Here is a 17,381-nt window from a genome sequence, read left to right as displayed (position 1 = left end):
GATGCGAATGTGGGAACGCGATCGGGAATGGCACTGTGTCGAGAGCCTGCTGCGCACGATAGAGGGGGGCGCGGCCGGGACGCTGCTGGTGGACGGCGAACCGGGGGCGGGCCGGACCCGCCTGCTCGCCGAAGCCGCCCGCGCCGCGGGCGAGCGCCACATCAGCGTGCTCCAGGGCGGCCCGGGGGAGCTGGGCGAGCTGATCCCCTGCGGAATGCTGTACCAGGCTCTCGACCTGCGCTTCGAGCCCGCCGCCGGCGGTGATCCCGGCGACTCGCGGGCGCGTACCCTCGAACGCCTGAGATCCGGCCTCGAGGAACGGGCCACGGGACCGGTGCTGGTCGTGCTCGACGACCTGCACTGGGCGGACCCGATGACGCTGATGGTGCTGCGCGCCCTGCACCACGTGCTCGCGTCCCGGCCCATCGGCTGGCTGCTGAGCCGATCCACCGCCGTGGAACAGGGCCAGGCCGCTTTCCTGTTCGACCTCCTGGAGCGAGAAGGGGCCGCCAGGGTCGAGCTCACGCCGCTCTCGCCGGAGGCGGTCGTCGGGCTGATGACGGAGACGCTCGGGGCGCCGCCCGAGCCGGCCCTGCTGGCACTGGCGGGCGGTGCCGGCGGTAATCCGCTGCTGATCAGCGAGCTGCTCGCCGGTCTCCGGGACGAAGGGCGGCTGGGAGCCGGAGCCGTCCTGCCGCATGGGTACGTTCCCCACCGGCTGCGGATGGTCGTCCGCCACTGGATCGAGGCCCTCAGCACGGGTGCCAGGAATCTGGTGGAGACCGTCGCCGTGCTGGGCCGGTCCTTCTCGCCGGAACAGGCCACGTCACTGCTGGGCACCACACCGGCCGCCCTGCTTCCGTTGGTCGAGGAGTGCATGGCGGCAGGCATCCTGGCCGCGACCTCACAGGGCCTCACCTTCCGCCACGAACTGGTCAGGTTCGTGGTCGCCACGCGGGTCCCGCAACCGGTACGGCACGCGCTGCTGGACCAACTCGGCGTCCGCACCCACGCCGAACCGGCGAGCCGGCCTCCGGATGTCTACGCCGGACCTTCGAGTCGGCCATCGGATGTCTATGCCGGGCCGGCAAGCCTGCCACCGGACATCTACGCCGGACCGGCGAGTCGGTCACTGGACGTCTCCGGCCCCGGCCCCGACCATAGCCCCGGCCATGGCCGCAGCTCCGGCCACCTGGTTGCTCTCATCGACACGGCGATCGCCGGGGGGCGGCTGCAGGAGGCCGAGCGGCTGGTCAACGGGGGCCTGGCCGATCGCGACCCGGCGGACGACGCGGCCGAGCTGCGCTGCCTCCTGTCGGACATCATGTATCTGACCGGCCGGATCGACGAGGCCCGACGGCAGGCTGAGTCGGTGCTGGCCGTGCCCGATCTGCCCGGCCACGTGCGCGATCGGGCGGTCCTGGTCCGGCTGTACGCCCTGACGCGCCTGCGGGATGCGGGCACATCCGCCCGGGAGTACGCGTACGAGGTCCTGGAAGGCGGCGCCCGGCACGGTCCGGTGGCCACGGTCGCGGCCCTGGTGGCGCTCGCGGTCACCGAGTGGGAGGAGGGCCGGCTCTCCGAGGCGCTGGCGTTCGCCGAGGATGCCCGGCGGCTGGCCGTCACGGACGAGCGGCCGGCCGGGACGGACGAGTTGCCTGTGCATCGCTACGAACCCCTGCTCGTCTCCGCCGCGCTGCTCATGGACATCCACCGGCTCGACGAGGCCCGCGCCATCCTCCGGGAGGCCCGTGCGGACATGTCCGCCGACGGCCACCTGACCTGGACCGCGGACGCCTCCGCTCTGGAGGCCTGGGCCGAGCTCGCCGCGGGCCGTTTCGCCGACGCCGTCACCGAGGCGGAGAGAGCCCTGGACCTGGCCACCACCTTGGGCACCCCACTGCCCGCCACGGTGGCCAACGCCGTCCTCGCCACCGTCGCGCTGCGACGCGGCGACCTGCGCGCGGCGTCACGGTACGTCGCGGACGGAACAGGCGGCCCTCTCGACGGCGATCCACGGCACACCCTGCTGACGGCACAGGTCGCCGAGGTACGCGACGGGCCACTGAGCGCGATGACGCTGCTCGCGGCCCTTCCCGCCGCACGCGGGCAGGCGGATCTTCCCGCCACTGGCGGGCAGGCGGACCTTCTCGCTCCAGGCGGGCAAGCGGACCTTCCCGCCCCACTCGGGCTCGCGTACATCCCCATACCACTCGGGCGACTGCGCTCGATGCTCGCCGTGGACCCCACGGCGGGTGCGTGGATGGTCCGCGTCGCCCTCGCCGCCGACGACCGTCCGGCGGCCGAGGCGGCCGTGGCCACCGTCGAGGCGCTCAGCAAGGGCAACCCGGAGTTCGCCGCGCTGGTCGCCTCGGCCGCGCACGCCCGTGGCCTGCTCGACGGCGACTGCGACGCCCTTGCCCAGGCCGCCGAGCGGACGGACGACGCGTGGGCGCGGGCCTCGGCCGTGGAGGACCTCGGCATGGCGCTCGTCGCGGCCGGGCGGCACGAGGAAGCGGCCGGCAACCTGGATCGCGCCCTCGCGATCTACCAGGACCTCGGCTCCGTCAGGGATTCGGCGCGCGTCCGCAAGCGGCTGCGCGGCATGGGCGTCCGTCACCGCCACTGGAGCTACGCCGAGCGGCCGGTCTCCGGCTGGGACAGCCTCACCGAGACCGAGCGGAACATCTCGCTGCTCGTCGCCGACGGATGGACCAACCGGCGGATCGCCGAGCAGACCTTCATCAGCGTGCACACGGTGGCCTTCCACCTGCGGCACGTCTACCGCAAGCTGCAGATCAACTCCCGCATCGAGCTCGTACGTCTCGTGGTGTCGCAGGGAAGGATCGAGCCCGGCCCGTCCGGCGTGGCGAGAGCCTGAGCCCGGATGACCGCACAGACAGTGATGACTACACATCTGGGGGATGTGGCGGACGGATGCCCGGTGAAGCCTCGAAAGCGTACGCGCTCGCAAGCGTACGCAGAGATATCCCGCCTGAACGCGAGGAGGAGCCGTGTCTCTAGCATCCCCGGGCCCGATCACCGCGAACCGGGTCCCGGTCGCCAGTTATCCGACGTACGCCGAGGCTGAGAAGGCCGTGGACTTCCTGTCCGACCACGGGTTCCCCGTACAGGGAACGCTCATCGTAGGCGTGGGACTGCGCTCGATCGAGCGGGTGGTCTCGCGCATGACGTACCTGCGCGCCGCCGGGTTGGGCGCCGCGTCCGGAGCCTGGTTCGGTGTGCTCATCGGCCTGTTCCTGGGGATCTTCTTCGCGCCCAGGCCCTCGGCCATGCTCGGCCTGCTGCTGTGGGGCCTGCTGTGGGGGCTGATCGCCGGAGCGATCTACGGCCTGATCTCGCACGCGGTGCACGGCGGCCGCCGGGACTTCGTCTCGGAGAGCGGGCTGGTAGCCGACAAGTACGACGTTCTCGTCGAATCCGAACACGTGGCCAGGGCCCAGGAACTGCTCGGCAAGACAAGCGGCTAGCAAAAAGAGCGGCTAGCAAAAAGAGCGGCAAGCAAAAAGAGCGGCAAGCAAGAAAAGTGGCTAGGGGGAGCTCGCCATGGCGAAAGCAGTCGGCATCGATCTCGGTACGACCAACTCGGTGATCGCCGCCACGGAGGACGGTCAGCCCACGGTCATTCCCAACGCGGAGGGGTCCCGGACGACACCGTCGGTGGTGGCGTTCACCGACCAGGGCGAGCGGCTGGTCGGCCAGCTGGCCCGCCGGCAGGCCATACTCAACCCCAAGGGGACGATCTACTCCGCCAAGCGGTTCATCGGCCGCCGCTACAACGAGGTCGAGAGCGAGATCCACGCGGTCTCCTTCGACGTGGTGGAAGGGCCGGACGGATCGGTACGCTTCCAGGTCGGCGACAAGCAGTACGCGCCGGAGGAGGTCTCGGCCCTGGTGCTGCGCAAGCTCGCCGCCGACGCGGCCAAGTACCTCGGCGAGAAGGTGACCGAGGCCGTCATCACCGTTCCGGCCTACTTCAACGACGCCCAGCGCCAGGCGACCAAGGACGCCGGGCGCATCGCCGGGCTGGAAGTCCTGCGGATCATCAACGAGCCGACCGCCGCCGCGCTGGCCTACGGGCTGGACAAGAAGTCCAACGAGACCGTGCTGGTCTTCGACCTGGGCGGTGGCACCTTCGACGTCAGCATCCTGGACATCGGTGAGGGGGTCGTCGAGGTACGTTCGACCTCCGGCGACGGACACCTCGGCGGCGACGACTTCGACCGGCGGATCGTCGACTACCTGGCCGATGAGTTCCAGAAGGACCAGGGCATCGACCTGCGCCGCGACCCGCAGGCCCTGCAGCGGCTGTTCGAAGCGGCGGAGAAGGCCAAGGTCGAGCTGTCGGCGGTGACCCAGACCACGATCAGCCTGCCGTTCATCACGGCGGACGCCGCGGGGCCGAAGCACCTCAACACCACGCTCATGCGCTCCACGTTCGAGCAGATCACCGCCGACCTGGTCGAGCGCTGTGTCCATCCCGTGGAGCAGGCGATGCAGGACGCCAAGCTCAGGCCGTCGGACATCGACGAGGTGATCCTCGTCGGCGGGTCGACCCGCATGCCCGCCGTGCAGAACCTCGTACGCAGGCTCACCGGCGGCAAGGACCCCAACATGACGGTGAACCCGGACGAGGTCGTGGCCATCGGCGCGGCGATCCAGGCCGGCATCCTCAAGGGCGAGGTCGAGGACGTCGTCCTGCTCGACGTCACGCCCCTGTCGCTGGGCGTCGAGACGCTCGGCGGCGTCATGACCAAGGTCATCGAACGCAACACCACGATCCCGGCCCGCCGGACCGAGACCTTCAGCACCGCCGACGACAACCAGAACGCCGTCGACATCGTGATCCTTCAGGGAGAGCGAGAGCGCGCGGCCGACAACCGGGTGCTCGGGCGCTTCCGGCTGGAGAACATCCGCCCTGCGCCGCGCGGAGAACCGCAGATCGAGGTCACCTTCGACATCGACGCCAACGGCATTCTCAACGTCACCGCCCGCGACAAGGACACCGGTGCCGAGCAGAAGATCACCATCAGCGAGAGCTCCAACCTGGACAAGCAGGACATCGAGCGGATGGTCAAGGACGCCGAGCAGCACCGTGACGAGGACGCCCGGCTCCGGGAGGCTATCGACGCCCGCAACGAGCTGGACTCGGTCGCCTACCAGGTGGAACGCCGCCTGCAGGAGCTCGGCGACGGTGTCCCTGTCCACGAGAAGGCGCGTGCCGAGCAACTCGTCCAGGACGCCCGGCAGGCGGTCAAGGAAGAGGCGCCGCTCGACCGGCTGCGCGGCCTCAGCGGCGAACTCCAGCAGGTCTACCACGGGCTCGCGGTCAGCGGCCGGCCGGAGGGCCAGGCCGGCGTACCGCCGCAGGGCAGGACGGAGGCCGCTGCCGGCCGGGACGAGGACGTGATCGACGCCGAGTTCACCACATCCGACTCGGAGTGACATGAACGGCCACGAGGACCGGACGGACCAGGCCGAAGCACCGGCTCGGCAGGCACCGGGCGCGCCCGCGAAGGCGGATGCGCCCAGGCCCACGCCCGCCGACGTGCCCGCGAAAGCGCCTGCGGCGGAACCGCCTGCCGGGGGGCCTGCGGAGACCTCCGCCGACGCGTCCGCGGAGACCGACGCGAAGCTCGCCGAGCTGGAGGACCGCTGGCTGCGTTCGGTCGCCGAACTGGACAACGTACGCAAACGCATCGCCCGCGACGCCGAAAGGCTTCGGGCCGAGGAGCGGGACAGGGTGGCGGCCGAGTGGCTGCCCATCCTGGACAATCTGGAGCTCGCCCTGGGCCACGCGGCCGGTCAGAAAGGCGAGGCGCCAGCCATCACCGAGGGGGTGCGGGCCATACGGGACCAGGCCCTGGCGGTGCTGTCCCGTCTCGGGTACGCCCGCCACGACGAGAGGGACGTGCCCTTCGACCCGGTCCACCATGAGGCGGTGGCCACCGTCGAACGGGACGACGTCGCGCCCGGCACCGTCGTCGAGGTGGTGCGTCCCGGCTACGGCGACGGCCAGCGGCAGCTGCGCCCCGCGGTGGTGGTCGTGTCGAAGAAGGCGGAGTGATGGTCGTCCGGCGGGACTTCTACGAAGTGCTGGGCGTCGACCGGAAGGCCGACCAGGACGAGATCCAGCGGGCCTACCGCAAGCTCGTACGCGCCAACCATCCCGATGTCAACAAGGATCCCGGGGCGGAGGACCGGTTCAAGGAGATCTCGGAGGCGTACTCCGTACTGTCCGATCCCCAGACGCGCCGCAGGTACGACGCGTTCGGGCCTGATTTTCGCCAGGTGCCGCCCGACGTGGACCCCGAGCAGTACGCCCGCGCCCGCGCCGGGGGCGGCCGCCAGTGGCGTCCGGCGGGGGGAGAGGGCTTCGAGGGCGGCATCGACATCGAAGACCTGCTCGGCGGCATGTTCGGCGGCCGAGGCGGCCGAGGCGCGCGCGGCTGGGGGCCGGTGCCCGGTGCCGACCAGGAGGCCGAGCTGACGCTGACGGTCGAGGAGGCGTACAAGGGCGGGCGCCGCACCATCACGCTGCCCGGCGGCCGGCGGCTGGACGTCACGATCCCCGCGGGCGTCACGAACGGCCGGCGCGTCAGGCTCGCCGGTGAGGGCGGCCACGGGAGCGGCGACGCGCAGCGGGGTGATCTCTACCTCATCGTCCGGATCGCCGACCATCCGCGTTATCGCGTCGAGGGACGCGACATCCATGCCGTTCTGCCGCTGGCGCCCTGGGAGGCCGCGCTGGGCGCCACGGTCGCCATCGACACGCCGGGCGGCGAGGCGAAGCTCAAGGTGCCGCCGGGCACCCCGACCGGCCGCCGCCTGCGGCTGCGCGGGCGCGGCATGCCCGACCCGCGCGGCGGCGGCGCCGGCGACTTCTTCGCCGAGGTCCGCGTCATGGTGCCGCCCCGGCTCACCGAGGAGGAGCGGCGGCTGTTCGAGCAGCTCGCCGCCGTCTCGGCCTTCGACCCGAGGGGGCGTTCATGACCTACGCACTCGTACGGCCGGCGCACCTGGACCTGAACTCCTACGCGCGCGCCACCGGCCTGCACCCGGAGGCCATCCGCCGGCTCGTGGCGCTCGGCCTGCTCGAACCGGTCAGGGACGCCAGGGGGGAGCTGTGCTTCCCGCCCGCCCAGGTGGCCGCGGCCGCCCGGATCCAGCGGCTGCGCCACGGCCTGTCGATCAACTACGCCGCCATCGGCCTGGTGATCGACCTGCTCGACCGGATCGAGGAGCTGGAAGCAAACCTGCGGCGCTTGTCGGAACGACACTAGGGGGCTGGAGTGGACCCGAACCGGATGACGCAGAAATCGCAGGAAGCCCTGCACGACGCACAGACCAAGGCCATACGCCACGGGCACACCGAGGTCGACGCCGAGCACCTCCTGCTGGCCTTGCTCGAACAACCGGAAGGGCTGGCGCCCCGGCTGCTGGCGGCGGCGGGGGCGAACACGGACAGCCTGATCACCGACCTGGAGGCGGAGCTTTCACGCCGGCCCAAGGTCAGCGGGCCGGGGACGACACCCGGCCAGGTCTTCGTCACCCAGCGGCTGTCGCGGTTGCTCGACAGCGCGGAGCGGGAGGCGAAGCGGCTCAAGGACGAGTACGTCTCCGTCGAGCACCTGCTGCTGGCCATGATCGAGGAGGGGACCTCGGGCGCCTCGGGACGGCTGCTGCACGGCCAGGGACTGACCCGCGACCGCTTCCTGGAGTCGCTCACCGCCGTCCGGGGCAACCAGCGGGTCACCTCCGCCATGCCAGAAGTGGCCTACGAGGCACTGGAGAAGTACGGTCGCGACCTGGTCGCCGAGGCCCGCGCGGACAAACTCGACCCGGTCATCGGCCGTGACTCGGAGATCCGCCGGGTGATCCAGATCCTCTCCCGCAAGACCAAGAACAACCCCGTCCTGATCGGTGACCCTGGTGTCGGCAAGACGGCCATCGTCGAAGGGCTCGCCCAGCGGATCGTGCGCGGTGACGTCCCCGAGGGACTGCGCGACAAGACGATCTTCAGCCTGGACATGGGCTCGCTGGTGGCCGGCGCCAAGTACCGCGGGGAGTTCGAGGAACGCCTCAAGGCCGTGCTGAACGAGGTGAAGGCGGCCGAGGGCCGGATCCTGCTGTTCGTCGACGAGCTCCACACGGTGGTCGGCGCCGGGGCGACCGAAGGCGCCATGGACGCCGGCAACATGCTCAAGCCGATGCTCGCCCGCGGCGAACTGCACATGATCGGCGCGACCACGGTCCAGGAGTACCGGCAGCACATCGAGAAGGACGCGGCCCTGGAGCGGCGCTTCCAGCCGGTGCTGGTCGAGGAGCCCTCCGCGGAGGACGCCATCTCGATCCTGCGCGGGCTGCGCGAGCGGCTGGAGGTCTTCCACGGGGTGAAGATCCAGGACAGCGCGCTCGTCGCCGCGGTGAATCTGAGCCACCGCTACATCGCCGACCGGTTCCTGCCGGACAAGGCGATCGACCTGGTCGACGAGGCGTGCGCGATGCTCCGTACCGAGATCGACTCCATGCCCGCCGAGCTCGACGAGCTGACCAGGCGGGTGATGCGGCTGGAGATCGAGGAGGCCGCGCTGGCCAAGGAGGACGACGCGGCGAGCCGGACCCGCCTCACCGATCTGCGCAAGGAGCTGGCCGACCTGCGCGCCGAAGCCGACGCGATGCGGGCGCAGTGGGAGGCCGAGCGCTCGGCCCTGCGCAAGGTCCAGGCCCTGCGGCAGGAGATCGAGTCCGTACGGCGGGAGGCGGAGCTGGCCGAGCGTAACTACGACCTCAACCGCGCCGCCGAGCTGCGCCACGGCAAGCTCCCCGAGCTGGAACGGCGGCTGCGTGGCGAGGAGGAGCGGCTGGACACCCGGCAGCACGGGCACCGGCTGCTGCGCGAGGTCGTGACCGAGGAGGAGATCGCCTCCATCGTCTCGCGCTGGACCGGCATCCCGGTGAGCCGGCTGAAGGAGGCGGAGCGCGAGAAGCTGCTGCGGCTGGACGAGATCCTGCACGAGCGCGTCATCGGCCAGGAGGAGGCGGTGCGGCTGGTGGCCGACGCCGTCATCCGCGCCCGCGCCGGCATCAAGGACCCCAGACGTCCCATCGGATCCTTCCTCTTCCTCGGGCCGACCGGTGTCGGCAAGACCGAGCTGGCCAAATCGCTCGCGGCGGCGTTGTTCGACACCGAGGACAACATGATCCGCATCGACATGAGCGAGTACCAGGAGCGCCACACGGTCAGCCGCCTCGTCGGCGCGCCTCCGGGCTACATCGGGTACGAGGAGGGCGGCCAGCTGACGGAGGCGGTGCGGCGCAAGCCGTACTCGGTGGTGCTGTTCGACGAGATCGAGAAGGCCCACGCGGACGTGTTCAACACGCTGCTGCAGGTCCTCGACGACGGGCGGCTGACCGACGCCCAGGGCCGTACGGTCGACTTCCGCAACACCGTGGTCATCATGACCTCCAACATCGGCTCCCAGTACCTGCTCGACGGGGTCACCTCCGACGGCGAGATCAAGCCCGAGGCGCGCGAACGGGTGATGGGGGAGCTGCGCCGCCACTTCCGGCCCGAGTTCCTCAACAGGGTCGACGACATCGTGCTGTTCAAGCCGCTGACCGAGAACGAGATCGAGCAGATCGTCGACCTGATGTTCGACGACATCAGGCAGCGGCTGGCGGACCGGCGGCTCACCCTGGAGGTCACGGAGGCAGCGCGGCGGCTGATCGCCAACCAGGGGTACGACCCGGTCTACGGCGCCCGGCCGCTACGGCGCTTCATCGCCCGCGAGGTCGAGACCAGGATCGGCCGCGCGCTGCTCAGCGGCGACGTCCCCGAGGGCTCGACCGTCACGGTGGATGTCGACAAGGGCGAGCTGACCGTCACCTTCCACGGGTCAGGGAGTGAGCCTTCAGGTCGGTGATCCCGCGGCCGTGTGGTCCTCGTCGTAGATGTCGGACGCCGACCTGACGATGAGCGGGTCCGGGGTGCCGACCACCTCGTGGTCCTTGTTGTCGTAGTCGAAGCGGCTCAGCACGTGGCGCATCGCCTCCAGGCGACCCCGCTTCTTGTCGTTGCTCTTGATGACCGTCCACGGGGCCTCGCGGATGTCGGTGTTGAGGAACATCTCCTCCTTGGCGCTGGTGTAGTCGTCCCAGCGGTCCAGCGAGGCCAGGTCCATCGGCGACAGCTTCCACTGCCGTACGGGATCGACCTGCCGGATGATGAACCGGGTGCGCTGCTCCGAGCGCGTCACCGAGAACCAGAGCTTGACCAGGTGAATGCCGTCGCGCACCAGCGCCCGCTCGAACTGCGGCACCTGCACCATGAACTCCCGGCACTCGGCCTCGGTGCAGAACCCCATCACCCGCTCGACACCGGCGCGGTTGTACCAGGACCGGTCGAACAGCACGATCTCCCCGGCCGCGGGCAGATGGGCGATGTAGCGCTGCAGGTACCACTGGGTACGCTCGCGCTCGGACGGCTTCTCCAGCGCCACCACGGTGGCCCCGCGCGGGTTGAGATGCTCCATGAACCGCTTGATCGTGCCGCCCTTGCCCGCCGCGTCACGCCCCTCGAAAAGGATCACCAGGCGCTGCCCGTTGGCCTTGACCCAGTACTGCAGCTTCAGCAGCTCGATCTGCAACAGCCGCTTGTCGTGGTCGTAGTTCTCCCGCGGCAGCCGCTCGGGGTAGGGATAGTGCTCACGCCAGGTGTCGACCCGGCTGCCGTCCGGCCGCAGCAGCACCGGATCGTCGTCGTCGCTGTCGTCCACCAGCAGTCCCGGGGTGGAGTCCAGCAGAGAAACCCGCTCCATAACAACCGACTTGCCCAAAAAACGCCCGGTAAAGCGGTATGTGCGAGGCGGACAGTTGAACGCTTGATGTCCGTCCGAGGTCGCCCATTCGACCGGCGGGGGCGGCGCTATCAGGGGCGGCGCCGTCAGGGGTGTTAATCGCGCTGACCGACGCGGCGGGCGCTCAGGCGGCCAGGGTCCGGCCAGTGCACGCCGTAGGCCCAGCCTGCCAGCTCGAACCAGCGGATCAGCCGGGCGCTGGGGTCGAGCTGGCCGCTGAGCACCCCGTGCCGCGCGCAGGTCGGCTCTACGTGGTGCCAGTTGTGCCAGCCCTCGCCGAGCGTCAGCAACGCCACCCACCGTACGTTCGACGAACGGTCCCGGGTACGGAACGGGCGCTCGCCGAAGGTGTGCGCGATGGAGTTCACCGACCACGTGACATGGTGTACCACGGCGTAGCGGACCAGCCCGCCCCAGAACAACGCCGTCCACGCGCCCGCCCACGACATGGACCACAGCCCGCCCACCGCGGCAGGCAGCGCGAACGACAACGCCGCCACGGCCGGATAGGCGGCGTCGAACCGCCGCACGTCCGGGTCGGCCAGCAGGTCGGGCACCCAGTGCCGGCGGCTGGAGCGGTCGCGTGCGGTGTAGAACCAGCCGATGTGGGCGTGCGCCATGCCGCGCAGCAGGGCCAGGCCGCTGTCGCCGTAACGCCACGGCGAGTGCGGGTCGCCCTCGCGGTCGGCGTACTTGTGGTGACGGCGGTGCTCGGCCGTCCACAGGGTGACCGGGCCCTCGACCGCCATGCCGCCGGCCAGCATGAGCGCAACGCGCAGCGGCCGGTTGCACCTGAAGGCGCGGTGGGTGAAGAGCCGGTGGTAGCCGATGGCGATCCCGAAGATGCTGACCAGGTACATCACCGCCGCGATCACCACGTCACGCGGGCTGACGCCCCATCCCCAGGCGGCGGGTACGGCCAGGACGGGAAGCAGCACGGGCAGCACCACCAGGACGATCAGATAGACGGTCCGGCGGCCGGTGGTGGCCGTCACCATCTCCGCTCTGTCCGAATCCGTCCTGTCCGAATCCGTCCTGTCCGAATCCGTCGTGCCCGAATCCGGCTGCGGGATGGATGACGAGCTCACACTGCCTCCCATGATCGGCGAGGACGATTGGGCTCCTCATTCAACGGCCGCGTCCCCAGCGCACGGCAATGACCTGGAAGTGACGAATCCGTCACTCAGAGGAATCAAAACACTCCATACGGTAGTCACCAAGAAATGGGTATCGCATGCCTAGTTGCGGCTACAGACCGTAATGATCTTTGTTCGCTCCGGCGTCGGACAGAAGGGCCATACGGCATGGGTGCTGTCGATCAGACAACCACGGGCGGCCATCTGGAGAGATATGACGAGGCGCTGGCGCGTGATCCGATCTCCGCGTTCGGCCTGGTCCGGGAGTGGTTGCGCAGCGACTGGCGGGCCCTGTTCGCCGAGCTGCGCGAGCGGCGCCCCATCTTCGTCACGCCCGCCTTCACCGTCGTGACCCGCTTCGCCGACGTCACCGAGGTGCTCTCCCGCGAGACGGTCTTCTCCGTACGCGCCTTCGGTCCCCGCCTCGACGCCGCGCTGGGCGGCCCCTTCATGCTGGGCCGGGACGCCACCCCGATGAACTGGCGGGACAAAGGGCTGATGCAGGTCATGCTCGACCCGCGCGACGTGGCCGGGGTACGCGAGCTGGCCGGGCGCCTGGCCGACGAGCGGCTCGACATCGCCTGGCCGTCCGGCGGCGTCGAAGCGGTCCACGGGCTGTTCCGCCCCGTCGCCCTGGGCGTGTCCGCGACCTACTTCGGCTTCCCCGGCCCCGACGCGCAGACCCTGTCGCGATGGACGCGGGCCATTGTCACCGACGGCTTCGCCAACTTCCTGGGCGATCCGAAGATCCAGGCCGCGTCGGTCCGTGCGGGTTCGGAGATGATCGCCTACCTGCGCGAGCGGCTCACCGAACGCCGGGCCGCGCTGCGGACGGGACGGCGCCTGCCCGACGACGTCTTCACCCGGCTCGCCGCCACCGCCCTGCCCGCCGAGATCGGCGTGGACGACGAACGCATCCTGATCAACATGGCCGGCCTGCCGCTGGGGTTCGTGGAGAGCGCGCCCGGAGCCATGGTCGAGGCGGTCGAGCAGCTTCTGCTGCGCCCGGAGGTGCTGGCCCAGGCCATCGAGGCCGCCGGCGACCCCGACCCCGCCCGCTTCGACCGTCATGTCTGGGAGGCGCTGCGGTTCAACCCGTTCTTCAAGCTGCTGCCCCGGCTGTGCGAGCGCGACCACGTCCTGGCCGCCGGCACCCCCCGCGCCACGATGATCCCGGCGGGCACGCTCGTGCTCGCCGCGCCGGCCTCGGCCATGTTCGACGCGGACGTGGTGGCCGAGCCCGAGGAGTTCCGCCTCGACCGGCCGGGCCACCATCAGCTGTTCTTCGGTTTCGGTCAGCACGCCTGCCTGGGCGTGCATCCGGCCAGGGCCGTCATCTGCGAGGCCGTACGCCGCCTGCTGCTGCGTCCCGGGGTGCGCCTGCTCCCGCCGCCGGAGGGGCGGGTCGTCCGGGCCGGCGGGATCTTCCCCGACCGGTTCGTCCTCGGGCTCGGCGCCGAAGGCCAGGAACAATGACGATGGCGAAGAGCGGGACCACGGCCGAGAGCGGGACGACGGCGCGGAGCATCGCCACCGACGGGGCCGTCAACCGGCTCAGGTTCCTGGCGCTGACCAACGGCCGGCCGTTCTGGGATCTCGTCCAGTCCATCCGGCCCGTACGGCGGCGCCTCAACGCCCTGCTGATCGACCAGGCGGTCCGCGAGATGCCGCCACGGCCGGAGCCGCTGAGCACGATGGCCGACTACACCTCATGGGCCTCGCTGACCGACCGTACCTACAGCGGCAGGCACCTGCCCCCGCTGGCCGTGCCCGAGAGCGCCCGGCCCAGCCCCGAGAAGGCCGCCGACCTGTTCACCCGTGGCGAGAGCATGATCCCGTGCCCGCGCTCCACGGTGCTGTTCGCCTACTTCGCCCAGTGGTTCACCGACGGCTTCCTGCGCGGTGACGTCCACATCCCGCGCGACCCCCGCAAGAACAGCTCCAACCACCACATCGACCTCAACCAGGTCTACGGCCTGCACGAGACGGCGACGGCCGCACTCCGTACCTTCCATGGCGGGCTGCTCAAGAGCCAGTTCATCAACGGCGGGGAGTTCCCGCCCTACCTGTGCGAGAACGGCAAGATCAAACCGGAGTTCGCCGCCCTGAGCGTCATCCGCTTCGCCGAGCTCACCGACCAGCAGCGCGACACCCTGTTCGCGACCGGGAGCGACCGGGGCAACATCCAGCTCGGCTTCACCATGCTGACGGTGCTGTTCCTGCGCGAGCACAACAGGGTGGCCCGCCTGCTCGGCCAGCTCTGCCCGCGCTGGGACGACGAGCGCCTGTTCCAGACGACGCGCAACATCCTCATCGTGCTGCTGATCAAGCTGGTCGTCGAGGAGTACATCAACCACATCACGCCCTACCACTTCCGCTTCACCCTGGACTCGCGGCTGTCGGCGATGCTGGCCCACGTGCCCTGGCACCGCGAGAACTGGGCTTCGGTGGAGTTCAACCTCGTCTACCGCTGGCACAGCCTGATCCCCTCCCAGCTGTCGGTGGGCGGCCACGACCTGCCGATGGCGCGGACGTTGCTCGGCGGTGCGCTGATCCCGGAGCACGGCCTCGGCCGGCTCTTCGAGGACGCCTCCCGCCAGCGCGCCGGCCGCGTCGGCCTGTTCAACACCGACCCCCTCCTGAGGGAGGTGGACGTGGCCAGCATCGCCGACTCGCGCACACTCGGCCTGGCCCCCTACAACAGCTACCGCGAACACTGCAGGTTCCCCCGGGTGCGCGGTTTCGACCAGGTCTCCGGCGACGAGCGGGTCAGCGGCGCGTTGCGGGAGCTCTACCGAAGCGTCGACGACCTTGACCTGTACGTCGGCCTGTTCGCCGAGGAGCCCGGCAGCCCGGACGCCATCCTGCCGCCGCTGCTCACGAAGATCATCGCCATCGACGCCTTCTCCCAGGCGCTGACCAATCCGCTGCTGGCCCCGCGGGTGTCCAACGCCGCGACCTTCTCCCCGCACGGCATGCGGATCATCGCGAGCACACGGACGCTGTCGGACGTACTGCACCGCAACGTCCCGGAGGATCCGAGCCCCCGCTTCGTCAGCATGACGCGACGGACGGCCCGATGAGCGGCCCCCCGGACGGCTCGATGAGCGGCCCTCCGGGCGGCCCGGTGGGCGGCCCAACGGGCGGCCCGTCGAGTGCCTCGGTGAGTGGTCGGGCGGGCGGCTCGGTGAGGGGCGGGAGCGACCCGGCCGCCGGGCCGCTGCGTGCCGCCGCCTGCGAGCTGGTCGACATCGGGGTCACGATCCGAAAGGCGGCGGGCCACGCCACGGCCGCGCTCACCGACGGCGCCCTGCTGCGCGCCCTGCCGCAGGCCCCCTCGGCGGGCTACCTGGCCCACCGCGCGCTGCTGCGCGCCATCACCAACGGCGCGGGCCTGGGCTACGCGCTCACCGGCGGCCCGCTGGGCACCCTGGCGGCCAAGCTCGGCGGCATGGCGGGCGCGGAGAGCCTGGCCGTACGCGTGCTGGCCACCTCGCTGCGGCTGCGGATCGCCGCCGTCGCCCTCGACCATCCCGAGCTGAGCACCGACCCCATGCTCGGCCGGCTCATCGAGGCCGCCGCCGCCGACCGCGACCTGGAGGCCGTCCGCGCGCTGCGCGCCCTGCTCAAGGACCGCGGCGCCGTACGCGCGCTCAGCGCCCTCGCCCCGGTCTTCGGCGAGGTCCTCGCCCTGCGGGCGCTGCTCGACGAGAACCCGCTCAACGACGACACCGCCTGGCTGATCGCGACGGGCAAGGGCTACGCCACCGCCGACCCGATCACCGGCATGAGCAACAGGATGGTCGCCGTCCTCGACACGGGGGAGGGGGCGGCGCGCCGGGTCGAGCTGTCCGCGGCCGAATCCGCGCGGCTGAGCCCGCAGGGTTCGCTGCTCGGTTTCCTGCGCAACATCAGCGTGGTCGGTACGGCAGGACGGGTGCTCATCCAGAGCGTGGCGGGCCTCGACGGAGCGGTGCGTCACGTCGTCCAGGCGCCCGGCATGCGGGCGGGACGGCTCGACGGCGAATCGCCCCAGGACCTGCTCGGCGCCTTCAGCAGCGCCGTGCTGGACAGCAGCCCCTACAGCCGCGCGCTGGCCAAGGCCATCGACGACTACGGTCTGCCCCAGGGCGCCGAGCTGGCTCTCATCGGCCACAGCGCGGGTGGCGCGGCCATCATGAACCTGGCCCAGGACGCGGAGTTCTGCGCCCGCTACACCGTCACGCACGCCGTCGCGGTCGGCTCGCCCGTCGACTTCAAGCGGCCCGCCGACCCGCGCACCTGGGTCGCCAGCGTCACCAACCAGCACGACATCGTCCCCACCCTCGACGGGCAGGGCGCGGGCACCTGCTTCGACCTGCATCCCGACTGGTACGTTGTGGACTACTTCGACGCCACCCACCTGTTCCCGCTCTGCCACAGCATCGAGCACTACATCGCCAACATCGCCGACGACCTGCCCGAGGCGCGTCGCCGGATCGACGGGCGGCTCGGGCCGTTCCGGGGACAGGTCGTCCGCTCACAGGCGTACCGGCTGTCCGACCGCGCCCCCCGCCCCGCCGGCTCGCCCTTCCTCACGGTGCCCACGTATGCCATGAACGGGATCGAGCTGCCGATCAGGTGCCACAACGGCAGCGGCCTCACGGCCTACTTCGCCGCGGACCCGGCGGGGGCGGCGGCACTGCTGGAGGGGACCGGGTTCGGGCCTGCCGTACAGATCGCGGGGCGAGCCCTCGTCGCCCTGCACGCCTCCTGGGACCGGCGTACCAGCGCGGGCGGCTACCGCGAGCTCCACCTCGGGATCGTCGTACCCGGTCCGTGGCGGTCGAGGTCGCCGCGCGTCTGGCTCGATCTGCTGCGCGGGGCCGACCGTCGGCGCTCGGGCAGCTTCCTGGCCGGCTCCGTGATCGACGCCGCCGCCCTCGGCGCCGTGGCGCCACGGCTGTGGGGCGGCGAGCCGTACCTGGTGCCGCTGGAGTTCGAGCTCACCACCGGCTACGCGCGCGTCGCCGTCGGCGGCCTCGACGACCGGCTGCTCACGCTGAGCGGGGTCCTCGGCCCCTGGCTGCCCGTGAGCGACCGCGACCTGGTCGGCTACGCGCGGGGGGCGGAGGGCGGCGCGCTGCGCGCCTGCGTACGGACCCGCGGGCTGGGCCGCCTGCATCCCGTGCCACGGCTCCGGCTGGCCGTGGCACCAGGGTCGGCGCACCCGCTGGCCCGCCGGCTTCGGGAGCTCGGCCTCGACGGCGCCCGCCCACTGCTGTGCCTGTCGGCCACCGCCCGCCAGACACTCCGCGACGCCGCCGTCCCACTACCGAATCCCTGACCGGCCGGCGCGCTTGAGCGGCCAACTGCCTGCGCTACC

General features: G+C 71.1%; 12 protein-coding genes. 10 read left to right on the top strand and 2 right to left on the bottom strand.

Features of this window, described 5'->3' with window-relative positions; all coding sequences use genetic code 11:
* The first annotated feature begins 1 nt into the window (after nucleotide 1).
* The 7 genes from AB0L53_RS39905 (at nucleotide 2) to clpB (ending at nucleotide 9,947) form a co-directional block, all read left to right on the top strand.
* Complete coding sequence (locus AB0L53_RS39905; RefSeq protein ID WP_364005803.1) at nucleotides 2-2,881, top strand: AAA family ATPase; 2,880 nt, start codon at nucleotides 2-4, stop codon at nucleotides 2,879-2,881.
* Nucleotides 2,882-3,014: 133 nt separating this feature from the next.
* A complete protein-coding gene (locus AB0L53_RS39900) occupies nucleotides 3,015-3,491 on the top strand; it encodes a general stress protein (protein WP_364005800.1) in 477 nt (158 codons plus the stop codon).
* A 76-nt stretch (nucleotides 3,492-3,567) separates the two neighbouring features.
* Complete coding sequence (gene dnaK / locus AB0L53_RS39895) at nucleotides 3,568-5,466, top strand: molecular chaperone DnaK (protein ID WP_364005797.1); 1,899 nt, start codon at nucleotides 3,568-3,570, stop codon at nucleotides 5,464-5,466.
* A 1-nt stretch (nucleotide 5,467) separates the two neighbouring features.
* The gene (locus AB0L53_RS39890; RefSeq protein WP_364005794.1) at nucleotides 5,468-6,088 is read left to right on the top strand and encodes a nucleotide exchange factor GrpE; all 621 of its coding nucleotides are present in this window, start codon (nucleotides 5,468-5,470) and stop codon (nucleotides 6,086-6,088) included.
* Entirely contained in the window at nucleotides 6,088-7,014 is a 927-nt protein-coding gene (locus AB0L53_RS39885) for a DnaJ C-terminal domain-containing protein (protein WP_364005791.1), read from the top strand. Before AB0L53_RS39890 ends, AB0L53_RS39885 begins: the two co-directional genes overlap by 1 nt.
* A complete protein-coding gene (locus AB0L53_RS39880) occupies nucleotides 7,011-7,304 on the top strand; it encodes a chaperone modulator CbpM (protein WP_364005788.1) in 294 nt (97 codons plus the stop codon). The genes AB0L53_RS39885 and AB0L53_RS39880 overlap by 4 nt, the downstream gene beginning before the upstream one ends.
* 9 nt (nucleotides 7,305-7,313) lie before the next feature.
* Nucleotides 7,314-9,947, top strand: coding sequence for an ATP-dependent chaperone ClpB (gene clpB / locus AB0L53_RS39875; protein WP_364005785.1), 2,634 nt, complete (start codon nucleotides 7,314-7,316; stop codon nucleotides 9,945-9,947).
* On the opposite strand, the gene ppk2 is transcribed toward clpB, so the two are convergent.
* Together ppk2 and AB0L53_RS39865 are read right to left on the bottom strand one after the other, a co-directional pair.
* Nucleotides 9,936-10,841 carry a polyphosphate kinase 2 gene (gene ppk2 / locus AB0L53_RS39870; RefSeq protein ID WP_364005782.1) on the bottom strand — a complete coding sequence of 302 codons (906 nt, stop codon included), beginning with the start codon at nucleotides 10,839-10,841 and terminating at the stop codon, nucleotides 9,936-9,938. The two genes, clpB and ppk2, sit on opposite strands and share 12 nt — an antisense overlap.
* 134 nt (nucleotides 10,842-10,975) lie before the next feature.
* On the bottom strand, nucleotides 10,976-11,878 hold the full coding sequence (locus AB0L53_RS39865) for an acyl-CoA desaturase (protein ID WP_364005780.1): 903 nt from the start codon (nucleotides 11,876-11,878) through the stop codon (nucleotides 10,976-10,978).
* A 306-nt stretch (nucleotides 11,879-12,184) separates the two neighbouring features.
* On the opposite strand from AB0L53_RS39865, the gene AB0L53_RS39860 reads away from it, so the two are divergent.
* Genes AB0L53_RS39860 through AB0L53_RS39850 form a run of 3 tightly spaced genes read left to right on the top strand, consistent with a single transcriptional unit; the run spans nucleotide 12,185 to nucleotide 17,342 of the window.
* Nucleotides 12,185-13,492: a cytochrome P450 gene (locus AB0L53_RS39860; protein WP_364005777.1), complete on the top strand. Its 1,308-nt coding sequence runs from the start codon at nucleotides 12,185-12,187 to the stop codon at nucleotides 13,490-13,492.
* Nucleotides 13,493-13,494: 2 nt separating this feature from the next.
* A complete protein-coding gene (locus tag AB0L53_RS39855; RefSeq protein ID WP_364005774.1) occupies nucleotides 13,495-15,099 on the top strand; it encodes a peroxidase family protein in 1,605 nt (534 codons plus the stop codon).
* On the top strand, nucleotides 15,096-17,342 hold the full coding sequence (locus tag AB0L53_RS39850; RefSeq protein ID WP_364005771.1) for a hypothetical protein: 2,247 nt from the start codon (nucleotides 15,096-15,098) through the stop codon (nucleotides 17,340-17,342). The genes AB0L53_RS39855 and AB0L53_RS39850 overlap by 4 nt, the downstream gene beginning before the upstream one ends.
* The last annotated feature ends 39 nt before the right edge of the window (nucleotides 17,343-17,381 follow it).

Origin of the sequence: Nonomuraea sp. NPDC052129, from assembly GCF_040680095.1 — a bacterium.
Taxonomy (GTDB): domain Bacteria; phylum Actinomycetota; class Actinomycetes; order Streptosporangiales; family Streptosporangiaceae; genus Nonomuraea.
Note: the sequence above shows the minus strand (reverse complement) of the source record. Positions and strands in the feature narration are given on the sequence as shown.

What these genes read in the sequence shown, in the direction of transcription:
- AB0L53_RS39890 (WP_364005794.1), top strand. Translation starts at nt 5,468, where the DNA reads ATGAACGGCCACGAGGACCGGACGGACCAGGCCGAAGCACCGGCTCGG.
- AB0L53_RS39850 (WP_364005771.1), top strand. Translation starts at nt 15,096, where the DNA reads ATGAGCGGCCCCCCGGACGGCTCGATGAGCGGCCCTCCGGGCGGCCCG.
- AB0L53_RS39880 (WP_364005788.1), top strand. Translation starts at nt 7,011, where the DNA reads ATGACCTACGCACTCGTACGGCCGGCGCACCTGGACCTGAACTCCTAC.
- AB0L53_RS39860 (WP_364005777.1), top strand. Translation starts at nt 12,185, where the DNA reads ATGGGTGCTGTCGATCAGACAACCACGGGCGGCCATCTGGAGAGATAT.
- AB0L53_RS39885 (WP_364005791.1), top strand. Translation starts at nt 6,088, where the DNA reads ATGGTCGTCCGGCGGGACTTCTACGAAGTGCTGGGCGTCGACCGGAAG.
- ppk2 (WP_364005782.1), bottom strand. Translation starts at nt 10,841, where the DNA reads ATGGAGCGGGTTTCTCTGCTGGACTCCACCCCGGGACTGCTGGTGGAC.
- AB0L53_RS39905 (WP_364005803.1), top strand. Translation starts at nt 2, where the DNA reads ATGCGAATGTGGGAACGCGATCGGGAATGGCACTGTGTCGAGAGCCTG.
- dnaK (WP_364005797.1), top strand. Translation starts at nt 3,568, where the DNA reads ATGGCGAAAGCAGTCGGCATCGATCTCGGTACGACCAACTCGGTGATC.
- AB0L53_RS39865 (WP_364005780.1), bottom strand. Translation starts at nt 11,878, where the DNA reads ATGGTGACGGCCACCACCGGCCGCCGGACCGTCTATCTGATCGTCCTG.
- AB0L53_RS39855 (WP_364005774.1), top strand. Translation starts at nt 13,495, where the DNA reads ATGGCGAAGAGCGGGACCACGGCCGAGAGCGGGACGACGGCGCGGAGC.